The sequence below is a fragment of the Arthrobacter sp. ASL1 genome, from assembly GCF_056680475.1.
The window spans coordinates 3,091,312-3,106,839 of sequence record NZ_CM155284.1 but is presented as its reverse complement, the minus strand read 5'-3'; the positions used below and the strand labels follow the sequence as shown (position 1 = coordinate 3,106,839).

The 15,528-nt window shown below is 67.7% G+C and carries 12 protein-coding genes; 7 read left to right on the top strand and 5 right to left on the bottom strand.

The features are described 5' to 3' along the window. Window positions 1-54: 54 nt before the first annotated feature. Complete coding sequence (locus AC1MEQ_RS14700) at window positions 55-1,338, bottom strand: MFS transporter (protein ID WP_479791710.1); 1,284 nt, start codon at window positions 1,336-1,338, stop codon at window positions 55-57. 121 nt (window positions 1,339-1,459) lie between these two features. Between AC1MEQ_RS14700 and AC1MEQ_RS14695 the strand changes: the two genes are divergently transcribed. Together AC1MEQ_RS14695 and AC1MEQ_RS14690 are read left to right on the top strand one after the other, a co-directional pair. Further along, window positions 1,460-1,933 (top strand): Fur family transcriptional regulator, encoded by a 474-nt coding sequence (locus AC1MEQ_RS14695; protein WP_479791709.1) that lies wholly within the window; start codon window positions 1,460-1,462, stop codon window positions 1,931-1,933. Window positions 1,934-1,978: 45 nt separating this feature from the next. Next, the gene (locus AC1MEQ_RS14690; protein ID WP_479791708.1) at window positions 1,979-3,475 is read left to right on the top strand and encodes a catalase; all 1,497 of its coding nucleotides are present in this window, start codon (window positions 1,979-1,981) and stop codon (window positions 3,473-3,475) included. 81 nt (window positions 3,476-3,556) lie between these two features. Here AC1MEQ_RS14690 and AC1MEQ_RS14685 read toward each other — a convergent pair whose 3' ends face one another. The 3 genes from AC1MEQ_RS14685 to AC1MEQ_RS14675 all read right to left on the bottom strand — a co-directional run bounded on the left by AC1MEQ_RS14685 (window position 3,557) and on the right by AC1MEQ_RS14675 (window position 5,937). Then, window positions 3,557-4,987, bottom strand: a complete 1,431-nt coding sequence (locus tag AC1MEQ_RS14685) for an FAD-dependent oxidoreductase (RefSeq protein ID WP_479791707.1) — start codon at window positions 4,985-4,987, stop codon at window positions 3,557-3,559. Between the two features lie 202 nt (window positions 4,988-5,189). Then, window positions 5,190-5,495, bottom strand: coding sequence for a hypothetical protein (locus tag AC1MEQ_RS14680; protein ID WP_479791706.1), 306 nt, complete (start codon window positions 5,493-5,495; stop codon window positions 5,190-5,192). Between the two features lie 97 nt (window positions 5,496-5,592). Continuing rightward, window positions 5,593-5,937, bottom strand: coding sequence for a WXG100 family type VII secretion target (locus AC1MEQ_RS14675; protein ID WP_479791705.1), 345 nt, complete (start codon window positions 5,935-5,937; stop codon window positions 5,593-5,595). A 195-nt stretch (window positions 5,938-6,132) separates the two neighbouring features. Here AC1MEQ_RS14675 and AC1MEQ_RS14670 point away from each other — a divergent pair, with 195 nt between their 5' ends. Genes AC1MEQ_RS14670 through rarD form a run of 5 tightly spaced genes read left to right on the top strand, consistent with a single transcriptional unit; the run spans window position 6,133 to window position 13,921 of the window. After that, a complete protein-coding gene (locus AC1MEQ_RS14670) occupies window positions 6,133-6,459 on the top strand; it encodes a hypothetical protein (RefSeq protein WP_479791704.1) in 327 nt (108 codons plus the stop codon). 6 nt (window positions 6,460-6,465) lie between these two features. Beyond that, window positions 6,466-7,812 carry a type VII secretion integral membrane protein EccD gene (gene eccD, locus AC1MEQ_RS14665; RefSeq protein WP_479791703.1) on the top strand — a complete coding sequence of 449 codons (1,347 nt, stop codon included), beginning with the start codon at window positions 6,466-6,468 and terminating at the stop codon, window positions 7,810-7,812. 15 nt (window positions 7,813-7,827) lie between these two features. Further along, window positions 7,828-8,904 carry a CpaE/TadZ family protein gene (locus AC1MEQ_RS14660; protein WP_479791702.1) on the top strand — a complete coding sequence of 359 codons (1,077 nt, stop codon included), beginning with the start codon at window positions 7,828-7,830 and terminating at the stop codon, window positions 8,902-8,904. A gap of 3 nt (window positions 8,905-8,907) precedes the next feature. After that, a complete protein-coding gene (gene eccCa, locus AC1MEQ_RS14655) occupies window positions 8,908-12,891 on the top strand; it encodes a type VII secretion protein EccCa (protein WP_479791701.1) in 3,984 nt (1,327 codons plus the stop codon). Between the two features lie 28 nt (window positions 12,892-12,919). Next, the gene (gene rarD / locus AC1MEQ_RS14650) at window positions 12,920-13,921 is read left to right on the top strand and encodes an EamA family transporter RarD (RefSeq protein ID WP_479791700.1); all 1,002 of its coding nucleotides are present in this window, start codon (window positions 12,920-12,922) and stop codon (window positions 13,919-13,921) included. A gap of 89 nt (window positions 13,922-14,010) precedes the next feature. Here rarD and gabT read toward each other — a convergent pair whose 3' ends face one another. Beyond that, window positions 14,011-15,369, bottom strand: a complete 1,359-nt coding sequence (gabT, locus tag AC1MEQ_RS14645; RefSeq protein ID WP_479791699.1) for a 4-aminobutyrate--2-oxoglutarate transaminase — start codon at window positions 15,367-15,369, stop codon at window positions 14,011-14,013. Between the last annotated feature and the right edge of the window lie 159 nt (window positions 15,370-15,528).

The following is a 15,528-nucleotide window of genomic DNA, read 5'->3' as shown; positions in this document are numbered from 1 at the left end:
TGCGCCGCGGATCACACCCGCACCGGGGACGCGGCGGCACCGGTCCCATCCATTCTATGGCACCGGGTTCCGCGCGTCGTAGCGCAGGAAGCCCGGGGTGAACCTCATCAGCAGCGTGGCCACCAGCACGCAGGCCAGGCCGCCGGCCAGCAACGTCCACCCCTCGCCCACGCCACCGGCCAGCGTTCCGGAAAACAATTCGCCGACGCGCGGACCGCCGGCGACGACGACGATGAAGACACCTTGGAGGCGACCGCGGAGGTGGTCGGGTGTTGCCGTCTGCAGGATCGTGGTCCGGAAGACGGAACTGATCGCATCCGAAATGCCTGCCGCAGCCATGCAGGCGGCTGCAGCCCAGAGCCATCCGGAAGAACTGCCATCCGCGGGGGCCGGTCCCGCGCGGACGGCACCGAGGACGACCGCGCCGAAGGCCGCGATGCTGATCCCCCAGGCGGCTACGGACCAGAAGACGGCAACCCCCTGGCGATGGATGGACGCCAAGGGGCCAGAGAACAGCCCGGTCAGGAACGCACCGAGCGCGGTGGCCCCCAGCAGGATCCCCACGGTGGTCGCACCTCCACCGATCAGCACTGCACCGATGGCAGGCAGCAGTGCACGTGGCGCGGCGAGGATCATCGCCGTCAGGTCGATCAGGAAGGTCATGCGCAGGTTCGGTTGGCCGGCCAAAAAGCCGAAACCCTCGACCACGGATTTGAAGCCCGCCCGGGAAACCCCGCCACGGGGCGGCAGGGACGGAAGGAGATAGACGGAGACCACTGCCGCCAGATATGTGACGACGTCGATCGTGTAGGTCCAGGCATAACCGACCTGGGCGACGAGGACTCCGCCCAGGAGGGGCCCCACCATCATCGCGATGCCGAACGTTACCATGTTCAACGAGTTGGCCGAGGGAAGCAGCTTGGCACCCAGCAGTGCGGGGATGATGGCGCCCCGGGTCGGCTGGTTGATGCCGGTCGCCCCGGAGTGCACGGCGATCAACCCGTAGAGCAGCCACACATTGTCCAGTTGCAGCCAAGCCTGGGCGGCGATGGCCGCCGTCGCAAACCACAACACGACTGCGGAGCCCAGGGCGACCTTGCGCCGGTCGTACGCATCGGCAACTGCCCCGCCATAGAGGCCCGTGAGGACCAGCGGCACCAGGGCGAAGAGCCCGAGCAGGCCGACATGGAAGCTCGACGAGGTCAGCTTGTAGACCTCGAGGCTGACGGCGATGAGCGTCAACTGGCTGCCGACGGCCGAGAGCGCGTTGCCGAGCCACAGCCGTCGGAAGGCGGGGCTGACGCGCAACGGCGCGAGGTCGGCAAGGAGTCGGGCCACCGCATGATTGTAGCCGCGTCAACGCCGGCGCCGCGGGCGGGCCCGGGGCCGGATCGCCTGGTGTTTGCCCGAGCGCAAACTTAGCCTGCCCTATCTTGACTTCATCAAAATAACGCGTTGAATGGGAGACATGGATTACACGAAGCAACTGCACGACCACGGGCTGCGCGTCACGCGCCAGCGCCTGGGCGTGCTCCGCTTCCTGGAGACACATCCGCATTCCTCCGCCGACACCGTGGTGTCCGGGGTGCGCGATGAGTTGCCGGAAATGTCCATGCAATCCGTCTATAACGTGCTCAACGACCTCACGGCGCTGGGGATGCTACGGCGGTTCACCCCGCCAGGCTCCGCAGCTCTGCACGAGACGCGCGTGGACGACAACCATCACCATGCGGTGTGCATGTCTTGCGGTCGGATCGAAGACGTGGAGTGCGCGGTTGGCCACGCACCCTGCCTGTCGCCTTCCGACTCGCACGGCATGAGCATCCAGGTTGCCGACGTGGTCTACCAGGGGGTGTGCGCCACATGCCGCGAGGCGGCGCAGGCCGCCGAGGCCGCCGCTTCCCGGGCCCCGGCCCGCGAACGCGTCGCCTGAGACCCAGCCAGCCAGCCAGCAAACCACCATCTGAAGGAGAACCTCGTGTCTGAGAACTTCACCACTACTCAAAGCGGCTCCCCCGTCGCCAGCGACGCACACTCGCTGACGTCCGGACCGGACGGCATCACCGCCCTGCACGACCGCTACCTGGTCGAGAAGCTCGCCTCGTTCAACCGCGAGCGTGTCCCGGAGCGCAACCCCCACGCCAAGGGCGGCGGCGCCTTCGGCGAACTCACCATCACCGAAGATGTCTCGAAGTACACCCGGGCCGCGGTGTTCCAGCCCGGCGCGAAGTCCGAAACACTGGCGCGCTTCTCCTCGGTCGCCGGCGAACAGGGCTCCCCCGACACCTGGCGCGACGTCCGCGGCTTCGCGCTGCGTTTCTACACCACCGAGGGCAACTACGACATCGTCGGCAACAACACGCCGGTGTTCTTCCTGCGCGACGCCATGAAGTTCCCCGACTTCATCCACTCGCAGAAGCGCCTTAACGGTTCCGCCCTGCGCGACGCCGACATGCAGTGGGACTTCTGGACCCTCTCGCCCGAGACGGCCCACCAGGTCACCTACGTCATGGGCGACCGCGGCCTGCCGACGTCGTGGCGCGAAATGAACGGCTACGGCTCGCACACCTACCAGTGGATCAACGCCGAAGGCGAGCGCTTCTGGGTGCAGTACCACTTCGAGTCCCGCCAAGGCGTCCACAACATGGGCAACGAGGAAGCCGAGCGTCTGGCCGGATCCGACGCCGACTACTACCGCCGCGACCTGTACGAGAACATCGAAGCCGGGAACTTCCCGACCTGGGACGTCTTCGTCCAGGTCATGCCGTACGAGGACGCCAAGACCTACCGCTTCAACCCCTTCGACATGACCAAGGTGTGGCCGCACGCCGACTACCCGTTGATCCCGGTCGGCCACTTCACGCTGAACCGGAACCCGCAGAACTTCTTCGCCGAGATCGAGCAGGCTGCCTTCTCGCCGTCGAACCTGGTTCCCGGCATCGACATCAGCCCCGACAAGATGCTGATGGCCCGCGTGTTCTCCTACCCGGATGCCCAGCGCAACCGCATCGGCAGCAACTACAACCAGCTGCCGGTGAATCAGCCGCACGCGGCGCACGTGGAGACCTACCAGCACGAGGGCAACATGCAGTACCACTTCAACGGTGCCGACGCCCGCGTGTACGCCCCCAACTCCTACGGTGGCCCGGCGGCCGACCCGGTGCGTGGCGCCGAGGGCGGCTGGGAAACGGACGGTGCCATGGTCCGCGCCGCGCAGACCCTGCACTCCGAGGACAGCGACTTCGGGCAGGCCGGGACGCTGTACCGCGACGTCTTCAGCGCCGAATCCAAGGAGCGGTTCCACGAGAACCTGCTCGGCCAGGTCGGCGGCATCACCCGTGACGACATCCGTGAGCGCTTCTTCCAGTACTGGACGAACGTCGACGCGAACCTCGGCCAGCTCCTGCGCGATGGCTTCGCAGCCGGCGCCCTGGGGACGACCGATGGCGCGTCGGAGATGGCCGGCAAGGCCTAGCCTCCCCGCCGCCGGAACGTTCCGGTGACAACGCAGCAGCCCGGCCTCCGTGGGGAGGCCGGGCTGCTGCGTTGAGCCACTCTACTGCTGGGAGATGCGCACCATCTCGTCGCGTTCGACGACCTTGACGCGTTCGCGGGTGATCGGGCCCGCTGCGGTCTCGATGGTGCCGGCCGCCTCGCCCAGGGCGTGTTCGTGGGCGTCCAGCGCAATCCAGCCCTCCCAGGTGGTGAACTCGACACCGCGTTCGGTGAGCAGGTCGATGATCGCCTGTTCGTCGGGGTGTGCTGCCACCGGGAGGTCCAGCCGGTCCTCGAGCAGGTTGCCGATCGTTTCCAGCGCATCGCCCTTGGTGTGGCCGATGAGCCCCACCGGGCCGCGCTTGATCCAGCCGGTCGCATAGAGGCCCGGCACGTGTTCGCCCTCGTCGCCGAGGACCCGCCCGCCGTCGTTGGGGATGACACCGCGTCGCGGGTCGAATCCGACCTCGGCCAATTCGGAGCCGAAATAGCCGATCGCGCGGTAGACGGCCTGGACCGGGTAGTCCACGATCTCGCCGGTGCCGCGCACGTTGCCGGTGCCGTCGAGTTCCTGGCGCTCGAAGCGGATGCCCTCGACTTTGCCGTCGTCACCGGTGATCTCCACCGGGGTGTGCAGGAAGTGCAGGTGCAGGCGGCGCGAGGCCGGGGTTCGGGTGCCTGCTTCTTCCTGCTCCTCGCGGTCCTCCTGCTCGACGAGCCAGTTGGTCAGCGTGTTGACCATGGTCTTGGCCTGGTTGTTGGTCTTGATGGTCTCGTCGGAGGCGGCGTCGAACTCGAAGTCCTCCGGGTAGAGCACGATGTCCACGTCCCGGGAGTGGCTGAGTTCGCGCAGCTCCAGCGGGGTGAACTTGACCTGGGCCGGGCCGCGGCGGCCGAAGATGTGCACGTCGGTGACCGGCGAGGCGGCCAAGCCGGCATGGACGTTCTCGGGGATCTCGGTGACCAGCAGGTCCTCGGCGTGTTTGGAGAGCACGCGGGCGACATCCAGGGCGACGTTGCCGTTGCCGATGACGGCGATCTCCTTCGCCTCCAACGGCCACTCGCGTGGGACGTCGGGGTGTCCGTCGTACCAGGAGACGAAATCCGCGGCCCCGTGGGACCCCTCCAGTTCCATGCCCGGAATGGACAGGTCGGCGTCCTTGATGGCACCCGTGGCGAAGATGACGGCGTCGTACATGTCGCGGATGTCGCGCAGGGTGATGTCCCGGCCGTAGGCGACGTTGCCCAGGAAGCGGATGTCGCCGCGGTCGAGCACCTTGTGCAGTGCCTTGACGATGCCCTTGATACGCGGATGGTCGGGGGCGACACCGTAGCGGATCAGCCCGTAGGGTGCCGGGTAGGCGTCGAAGAGGTCGATGCTGACCTCGAATTCGCGCTCGGCCTTCGTGAGGATGTCCGCGGCGTACACGCCCGCCGGGCCGGCCCCGATGATGGCGACGCGCAGCGGACGGTCTGCAGCTGGGTTGGACACTGGTTTTCCTTTCGGCGGTACTCCACGGGGTGCGCCAGACCTGAAGGGGATTAACGCACAGCCACCTAGTCTAATTGCACCGTGGCCGCGTGGCGCATTCCTGTGGGAGCGCACACACGGACGGGGCGGACGGCCGTGCTGGCCGTCCGCCCCGTTGGCGGTTGTTCATGCGGGCTCGCGCCGTATCCCACAGCGCTGGAGGTCAGCTCCAGATGCCGACGACCCTGCCGCCGGCGTCCTTGGCGGTGACGCTGTTCTCGCCCAGCAGCTTGCGCGCCTTGTGCACGAGCTGCAGTGTCTCGTCCGCTGCGTCGATCCAGTCGCTTTCGACGCTGGAGTAAGTGTCGCCGGCATTGTTGTCGTCCCAGTTGTCCTTGACGAACTTCACCTGACCTTCGCGGTCACCGATGATGCTTTCGATGCGCCCGGCGATGCGGATGATGTCGCCTTCGATCCGCGAGGCGTGGTCGCTGTCGAACTGGATGACGTCGTCGTTACCTGTTGCCATGTTCAGATCCTTCCGTGGTGGTCCGCGTGGACCGGTCTTGGTGGTGGGGCGCTACCGCGCCGTGGGGTGGGCCCGCTCGGGCGCGCCCCGGAAGCCGCTACTGGCCGAATTTGAAGGAGGAGGTCTTGGCACCGGAGGCAACGGCCTCGGCGTCCTTGCCGCCGGCTTCCATGGTGTCGTCCATGGTGACGTATTCCTTCGCGGACTGGGCCTGGCCCTGCGAGATGCCGGACAGTGCGGTGATCAGGTCCTTCTGGACCCGCTGCGATTCGACCATGAAGTTCTGGTAGGAGGCAGCACCTGCGCCCTTGAAGGTCGTTCGCAGGTCCTCGACCCCGTCGACCAGTTCCTCGACGAGCCGAACCAGTTCGTCGCCCGAACCGCTGGACTGTTGGGCTGCGTCGTTGATGGCGTTGACGTCCATCTTTCCCTTGAAGCTCATATCCTCTTCCCTTCGTCGATGCGGGGCGGTGGTCCCGTCCCCCGTGGCTCATCACCAGCTAACGCCACGGCGGCAAACACGGTCAAGCGTCCAGCATGGGGAGAACTACCCATCCCCGGGGGTTTCGACGACTTTTCATCCATCGACCTGACATGATGGACCCACAACAGCCATGCAGCCGACTGGGAGGACCACGTGGCGACAGAATTCGACAGCCAACTCATCGAGTCGGTCGCCGTCCGCCGCAACCGGGTGACGGACGCGCTCCTCTATGGAGCGAACCCCACCGAACGCCGCTGGAAGGCCACGACGAAGCAGTTCCTGTTCAGCCTCGTCGCCGCTGCACTGATCACCGCAGTGTGCGTCGGGGTCTCCTTCATCTCCAACCTCCTCGCCACCCGGGCGCAAGAGAAGCAGCAGCAGCAGGAGCAATTGCAGCAGCGCTCCGCCCACACCCTTGTCCTGCCGGACCGGTACCAGCTGCCGGCAGATTTCCCGACCCCCGGAAGGATGGGGAGCTAACCCGCCATGGCCCTGCCCTATACACGCGTGACCCTGGTCGGAGAGCGCCGCAATGCCGATCTGCTCCTTCCGGCTACGGAGGCCGTGGGGACACTGATGCCCCAGATCCTCGACCTGCTCGGGGATTCCCCCGGCGACGGGGTCTCCACCAAGGTGCTGCTGACGGCTGCCGGCGAGCCCATCGCCGCCCAGGAGTCACTGTCGCAGGCCCAGGTCCACGACGGCGCCCGGCTCACCCTCATCAGCAATAGCGAGGCCCCTCCCCCCGCCGTCGTCTACGACATCTCCGACACCGTGGTCGAACAGTCCCGCGAGGTGCGCGGAGCCTGGGGACGGGCCCACCTGGTCACGGCGTCGGGCATCTTCGCCACATTGGGCCTCTGGTTGGCGCTGGACCTGCTGCTGGGCAGGTACCTGCCGGACGCGCGATGGTGGATCCTGCTCGCGGTCGGTGCCGGCCTGCTGGCCCTCGGTGCCTCGGTCGCAGCGGCATCCCGGCCGGTCGCCACGGCGCTGATGGGAGCTGGCTGGGGGGCCGGCATGATCGGCCTGTTGCACTGGTCGGCGGACGTGCCCTTGCGGCTGCTGCTGGCTGCCGCGGGGACGGCGGTCTTCGTCGCGTGCCTGGCAACGGTCCTGCGCCATCCGCGGGCCGTCCTGCTCGGGGCATGCGTGCTCGGCGCACTCACCGGCATCTGGGCCGTTTCCCTGCCGTTGGCGCGGTGGGCATCGGGCACCTCCGACGCGGACTTGTTCGTCGGCGTCGGCGCCATCACGGCGATCTGCTCGGTCCTGGCGCTGGGCCTGCTGCCCACCCTGGCCCTTTCATTGTCGGGGTTGGCGTCCCTGGACGACCGCCGGGCGAACGGGTCCTCGATCTGGCGTCGTGATGCCATCGGCGCCATCCGCTCGGCCCATTCCGGGCTGACCCTGGCGACCGTGGCCGCCGCCGGATCCACGGCCGCCGGCATGTGGCTCGTCGCGTCGGACACGCGGAACCCGAAATGGACGCTTCCGCTGCTGTTGGCCCTGGCCTTGGCGACGTTGCTGCGCTCGCGCGCGTTCCCGCTGGCCATCGAACGCTACGCGTTGTATGGAGCCACCGCCGTCGGCGTGGCCGCCGGGGCCGCGGCGCTCAACCGGCTGAACCAGGACACCGTGTGGATCGTCGGCCTGTCCCTGCTGGTCATCGCGATCCTGATCGGCTTGGGGCTGGCGGTGGACCTTCCGGACCACATCGAGGCGCGGATACGACAGGTCTGCGAGCGCCTCGAAATGCTGGCCATTCTCGCCACCATCCCGCTGCTCGTCGGGTACTTCGGCGTGTACACCCAAATGCTGGCCACGTTCTAGCACGGAGGAGCACTCATGACAGCACCGCAGAACCACGGCCCTGCCGTCCCCGGCCAGCAAATCGATCCGTGGGGCCAGCCCGTGAACGATCCCTGGACCCCGTCCCCGCCCTCGCGCCGCGACCGCCGCGGCACCCCGCCGTCGCCGGATCCCACGAGGCCCCCCTCCGCGGCCCCGGCCGGGGCTCCCAATGCCCTAGGATCCCCGCTGGAAAACGACAGGCGTCGCCTCTCGCGGGTACGGTCCAGCGGCGGCAGCCTGGCACGCACGCTGGGCGCACTCTTCGGGGGCAGGCACGCGGCGACCCAGGCCAGCGAGCACGCCGCCGGGGTCCAGGTACCCGTCACCACCGGTCGGAGGATCGCCATCGTCTCGACGCGCGGCGGTGCGGGGAAAACCACCGCCTCAGCGCTGCTGGCCCGCACGTTTTCCGCACTTCGGCCCGATAGCGTCTGCGTCCTCGACCTGGACCCCGGTCATGGCAGCCTTGCCCTGCGCCTGGGGCTCGAGCGGGCCCCGGCCGTCGATGCGGTCGTCCCCGACCTCACCGGCGGCTCCCAGCCCGGGGCCGCCCGCCTGGCGGAACTGCTCGGCCAGGCATCCGACGGGCTCTATGCGACCGGCCCGCGGACGACGGCCCCGCAACGATCCACCGCCCCGGAGCTCCGCCAAGCCACCACCACCGTTTCCCGCTACTTCCCCGTGACCCTGCTTGATTGCCCGACCGGACTGGACGCCGCCGATACCCAGGCCGCGTTGGCGGACTGCCATGCAGCGGTCTTCGTGGTCCCGTCGACGCTCTCCGGGATGGATAACGCATTGGCTGCGCTGGCCACGTGGCGCTCGCACCCCATCCTGGGCAGCCTCCCCCTGACCGTGCTCGTCATGCAACAAGATCGCTCCTCGGCCTTCCAGGCCCTCGACCAGGCCGGGCGGTTGTCCCGACTGGGGTTCGAGGCACACGCCATCGGGTACGACCGGCACCTGGCCGCCGGAGCGGAAATCTCGCTGCCGCTGATGCTCCCGGCCCACCGCGAGGCCTCCACGGCGTTGGCCGCGCACGTCCTCGCCCAGGCCAACGGGGCCCGGTAGCCGATGTCGCAGCGAATCATCCACCGTCCTGCCCGGACCTCGACGCCCTTGCGGACCTTCCGCCCCTTCCAGCTCGATGGGCCGCCCCCGGTCGAGGGCGAGGCACCGGGTCTGAACCTGATGGCGATCATCCCCATGCTGGGCGGCGCAGTGTCGATGACGGCCATGATGATGTTCCGCAACTCACCCTTTGCCGCCATCGGCGCGCTGATGATGATCATGACCGTGGTCATCGGCGTCTTCATGATGTTCTCCAATCGGGGCAAGGCCGTCCGCACGCGCACCCAGGCCCGCGACAACTACATGCGGTATCTGGAGCGCTCCCGCGTGAAGATGCGTGCCGACGAGATCGAGGCCCTGGCGGTGACGCGCCAAAGCGCACCGCCGCCCGAGGCCCTCTTCGACATCGTCCGCACCCCCATGCGCCTCTGGGAACGCCGGAGGTCGAACGAGGATTTCCTGGACGTCCGGCTGGGGTCCGGCGAACGACCCTGCCGCGACATCGCCGTCAGCGAGGCGGCAGGCGCCACCCAGCAAGTCGACACCTTCATGGCCGCCGAGGCCGAGATCCTCAAACGCCGTTTCGCCACGAGCCCGGATATGCCAGTGACGATCCCACTGGACTCCGTGGGCAACGTCAGCATCATCGGCGACCGCGACTTCGTCCTGGCAACCACCCGGAACCTGCTCGTTTCCGCCTGCGCGTTCCACTCCCCCGAGGACCTGGGGCTGGGCATCGGCACGCCCGAGCATTTCCGGGACGACTGGCAGTGGGCCACGTGGCTGCCGCATCTGGCGGACCAGTCCCAGAGTTCGGGCGTCGAACTGACGCGACGCATCGCCCCGGATCTGGGCGCGCTGGCCGAGGCCATGGGAGGCGATCTGCAGCGCCGTGCCAAGATCGCCGTCGAGGCCAAGAAGGTCGGTTCGAAGGCGGGCCAACCGCTGGCCCGCCTGGTGGTGGTCTCCGACTCCCACGGTTCCCAGTCCCAGGAACTTCCGTTGGCCGACCGGTTCCTCTCCCCCGCCGATGTCGGCCTCACGATCCTGCATCTGGTCCACGACCGCAGCGAGGAACCCAGCGACGTCACCGTGCGCATCACCCAGACAGCCGACGGATTCCAGGTCCAGGACTACCGCTCGGACCCCGTGCATCCCGAGGTGTCCACGGGCACGTTGGATCCCCTCGCCGTGGCGACGGCAGACGCACTGGCCCACGAAATGGCCCCGCTGCGGCTATCTGCCGATTCCCTCGAGCACGGCGGCTCCAGCGAAGGTGCCCAGAGTTTTCTCGGCATGCTCGGGCTCACCCCGGAACTCAGCCGCGCCGACATCGAACGCACGTGGAAACCGCGCGGCGACGCGGAGTTCCTGCGTATCCCGCTGGGACCCGACGCGGCAGGCCGGCCCACGGTCCTCGACCTGAAGGAATCCGCGCAGTTCGGCATGGGCCCCCACGGGCTGTGCGTGGGGGCGACCGGTTCCGGCAAATCAGAGATGCTGCGCTCACTCGTCTTCGGCCTGCTGGCCACCCACTCGCCCGACATGCTGGCCATGGTCCTGGTCGACTTCAAGGGCGGCGCCACGTTTGCCCCGTTCGAAGGTGCCCCCCAGGTCACCGGCATCATCACGAACCTCTCCGATGACCTCTCCCTGGTCGAACGGGTCTACGCCAGCCTCAACGGCGAGATCCTGCGCCGCCAGGAAGTCCTCAAGGCGGCCGGCAACATCGCCAACATCACCGATTACCAGGTCCATCGCCAGGAGCGGCTCGCCCGTGGCGAGGAGATGGAACCGCTGCCCCACCTCGTGGTGATCATCGACGAGTTCGGCGAGCTGCTCACCGCGCGCCCCGACTTCATCGACCTGTTCCTGTCCATCGGCCGCATCGGCCGCTCAATCGGCGTCCACCTGCTGCTGAGCAGCCAACGCGTCGAGTCCGGGAAACTCAAGGGACTGGAAACCTATTTGTCCTACCGCCTCGGGCTGCGCACCCTCTCGGAGTCCGAGTCCCGCACGGTCCTGGACACCCCCGATGCGTTCCACCTGCCCCCGGTCCCCGGGTATGGCTACCTCAAGGTCGACACCACCGTGTACACCCGCTTCAAGGCCGGCTACGTCTCGGGCCCCCTGGAGGATGTCCAGGAAGAGGAGCCCGACGAGCAGGCACCCCTCGAGGTGGCCGACGTCGTCCCCATCCCCCGCTACGCGGGTGAGGAGGCTACCGGGAACGACGACGGCGCCTCCTCCGGACCGAGGGACAAGGCAGCGAAGCGCACCACGGGCCCGACCGTGATGTCCACGTTGATGGATACGCTGCGCTCCTTCCCGCGCTCGGTGCAGGAGATCTGGTTGCCTCCGCTGCCGGCGGCCATCTCCCTGGACGCGGCGACCGGAGGGGTGCACCCCGGCGAACACGGGCTGGAACTCGGAGCCGGCGGCAAGCTGCGCGTTCCCATCGGCCTGCTCGATGACCCGGCCAAGCAATGGCAGGGCCTGTGGGAAATCGACTTCACAGCGGGCGGGGGGAACCTCATGATCACCGGCGGTCCGCAATCGGGCAAGAGCACCCTGCTGCGTACCGTGGTCACGTCGATGGCATTGACCCATTCGCCCAAGGAGGTCGGCATCTACTGCATCGACCTTCTCGGTTCAGCACTGCTTCCGCTCAACGGGCTGCCACATGTGGGCGGTATCGCCATCCGCACCAACCGCGAGGTCGTCCGGCGCACCGTCGAGGAGCTGATGGGCATGCTGCTGGTGCGTGAACGGGTGTTCGAGAACCACCAGATCGATTCCCAGGCGACCATGCGGCGCATGCATGCCGACAGCCGGCTGGCAGAGCTGCCCAGCGCCGACATCTTCCTGGTGATCGACGGGTATGGGCAGATCGCCGACGACTTCGAGGAAATCCGGGAGAGCGTCAACGCATTGATCATGCGCGGCGGCGGCTACGGCATCCACGTCGTGACGACCCTGAACCGCAATGCCGAACTGCGCATGGCGCAACAGGGCTTCTTCGGCAACAAGATCGAGACGGCACTGGCAGAACCCTCCGACTCGCAGATCGACCGGAAGATCGCCCCCGGAGTCAACCCCGAGGCGCCGGGACGTGCCCTGTCGGACCGCAAGTTGATCGGCCATGTCGCCCTCCCCCGCATCGACGGCATCGCCGAGGCCGAGGACATGTCCGACGGACTCCGCGACCTCGTCGCCCAGGTCTCCCAACACACCAGTGACACGGCCATGAAGGTCCGTGTCCTGCCCGCGAGTGTCGGCTGGGACCAGGCGCCGGTACCGCGTCATCCCGGGCACTTCCCGCTGGGTCTGCGCGAAGCGGACCTGGGAGACCACGTGCTGGACCTGCAGGCCAAGGACCGGCACCTGATCCTGCTGGGCGACGAGGAGACCGGCAAATCGAACATCCTCCGCAACATCATCGCCACGCTGGTCTCGCAGCACACCCCCGATGAGTTGCTCTTCGGGGTGTACGACCCGCGCAAGGGGTTGGACGACGTCGTTCCCGACGACTACCTGGGCGGATATGCCGGCAGTGCGATCGTTGGCGAGCAACTCTCGGGGGCCTTGGCCGCGGAATTGCAGCTGCGCACCACCGGCGGCGACGAGGAACACCGGCCGAGCAAGGCCAAACTGGTCATCCTCGCCGATGACTACGACGTGCTCACGGCCAGCGGGTCCTCCCCCCTGGGCCGCCTCACGAACTACCTGCCAATGGCCGACGAACTGGACTTGCACGTCATCCTCACCCGCAAGGTCCGCAGTGCGAGCCGTGGCATGTACGAGTCGTTCTTCTCCACCCTTCGCGACGCCGGTACCGCCGCATTGATCATGAGCGGGGACCGCTCCGAGGGCGGGCTGATCAACAACATCCGCGCCAGGCCGCTGCCTCCGGGCCGGGGCCAGCTGGTGCAGACCGGTCGACCCGTCCAGACGATCCAGACGTATTTGAACCCCGGGACGGAATAGGCTGGCCACGCGCCGGGTTGGCAAGGGTATGCCCCGCGATACCCCCACCGCCCCTGTCACGACACGCCACGTGCAGGGAGCCCCCGCCCCGAGCCGTGCCGGCCTGTTGCAGGGGCTCGGTGCCTATGGGCTGTGGGGGGTGCTGCCGTTGTACTTCATGACCATCTCGGTCGCTTCGGCGACCGAGATCGTGGCGAACCGCATCGTGTTCAGCCTGGTCTTCTGCATCATCCTCATCGGCGTCACCCGGGCATGGGGAGATCTGCGGACGCTGATCCGCGATCGCTCCGCCATGTTGCGTCTGGCGCTCGCGGCCGTGCTCATCACCGTCAACTGGGTCACCTACGCTTATGCGGTGCTCCACGGCCACACGGTGGAGGCATCTCTGGGCTACTTCATCAACCCGCTGGTATCCGCTGCGCTCGGTGTGGTCTTCCTGAAGGAGAAGCTGTCCCGGCTCCAGTGGACCGCCCTGGCGTTCGGCCTGGCCGCCGTACTGGTGTTGACGTTCGCCTACGGTTCCATACCGGTCATTGCGCTGACCCTGGCCTTCTCGTTCGGCCTGTACGGGTTCGTGAAGAACCGGGTGGGCCGCACCGCCACCGCGGTGACAAGCCTGACCGTCGAGACGGCCCTGCTCACCGTGCCCGCCCTGGTCTACATGGGCTGGCTGATGTCGCACGGGCAGGCGACCGTACTCACCCACGGCGCGGGACACTTCTGGCTCATGGCCGCCAGTGGCATCGTCACCGCGGTCCCGCTGCTGCTCTTCGGCGCTGCCGCCCGGCGCCTGCCGTTGAGCACCGTGGGCACCCTGCAGTTCCTGACCCCGGTCATGCAATTCATCATTGCGGTGGCCGTCTTCCGCGAGGCCATGCCGCCCGAGCGCCTGGCCGGTTTCGCCTTCGTGTGGGTCGCCATCGTCCTGCTGGCCGTCGACATGCTGCGAAGGCCGCGCACCCGGGCCACCATCCCCGCGGCGAAGTCCGCCACCCGGTCCGCGGCGACCGCCTCGGATCCGTCCCGCTAGGGTCCCGTCCGCCGCCTGTGAGACGACGACGGCGGCACCCCGGCCCGATCAGGGCCGGCACACCGCCGTCGTGGTTCCTGGTCCTGCTATCAGGCGTTCGTGCGGATGGCGTCCTCGAGGACGTCGAACGCGTCGGCCAACAGCTCATCGGAGATGACCAGTGGCGGCAATAGGCGCACCACGTTGCCGTAGGTCCCGCACGTAAGGATGATGACCCCCGCCGCCAGGCAGGCCGCTGCGATCTTCTTCGTCAGTTCGGCGTCCGGTTCCTTGCCGCCGGCCTTGACGAACTCGATGGCCAGCATGGCACCCCGGCCACGAAGGTCCCCGATGGCCGGCAGTTCCTGCTGCAGTGGCCGAAGACGCGCATAGAACGCCTCTTCGATGGCCCTTGCGCGGGAGTTGAGGTCGGCCTCGGCCATGTAGCCCACGGCAGCGAGACCGGCAGCTACGGCCACCGGGTTGCCACCATAAGTTCCGCCCAGTCCACCGGGGTGAACGGCGTCGAGCAATTCGGCCCGGCCGACGATGGCGGACAGCGGCAAGCCGCCGGCGATGCCCTTGGCCAGGGTGATGATATCGGGGACGACCCCTTCGTGGTCGACGGCGAACCAGGCACCGGTACGGCAGAACCCGGACTGGACCTCGTCGGCGATGAAGACGATTCCCTGCTCCTTCGCCCACTCGGCGATGCGCGGCAGGAAACCATCGGCCGGGACGATGAACCCGCCCTCGCCCTGGATGGGCTCGATGATGATCGCGGCGATCTGGTCCCCACCGATCTGCTTCTCCATGGACAGGATCGCGCGCTCGGCGGCTTCCTTGCCGGAGATGTTCGGGTTCTCCTCACGGAACGGATAGCTCATCGGCATCCGGTAGATCTCCGAGGCCAACGGGCCGAATCCCCGCTTGTAGGGTGCGGCCTTGGCGGTCAGGCCCATGGTGAGGTTGGTGCGCCCGTGGTACGCGTGGTCGAACGCGACGACGGCGGTCCGGCCGGTCGCCACCCGCGCCACCTTGACGGCGTTCTCGACCGCCTCGGCCCCGGAGTTGAAGAAGACGCTCTTCTTGGCGTGCTCGCCGGGGGTGAGCTCGGCCAATTTCTCGGCCAACTCCACGTAGCCCTCGTACGGGGTGACCATGAAACAGGTGTGGTTGAAACGCGCGGTCTGCTCACTGACGGCGGCGGCGACCTTCGCATTGGAGGCGCCAACCGTGGTCACGGCGATGCCGGACCCCAGGTCGGTGAACGTGTTCCCGTCGACATCCACGATGACGCCGCCGTCAGCGTCGGCTGCGAAGACGGGTACGGATGAGGCGACGCCTGCGGCCACGGCGGCGGTGCGGCGTTCGGCCAACGCCTGCGAGACGGGGCCGGGGAAGACCCCGGTGATGTTGCGCTTCTGTTCGAGCCGGTACTGGATCTCCACGGCGTCTTCCTTCCTCATTGGTGTTCTGACGCCGATCATGCGGGCGCCATGCATTGCCTTGAGCCTACGGTTCACGTCGTCGTGAACGCTAGGGTGCTTGGCACAGCCTTCTGCCGCGGATGCTATGCATCCGCACAGCACTGCGGCGGCCCCACCCGAAGGTGGAGCCGCCGCGGT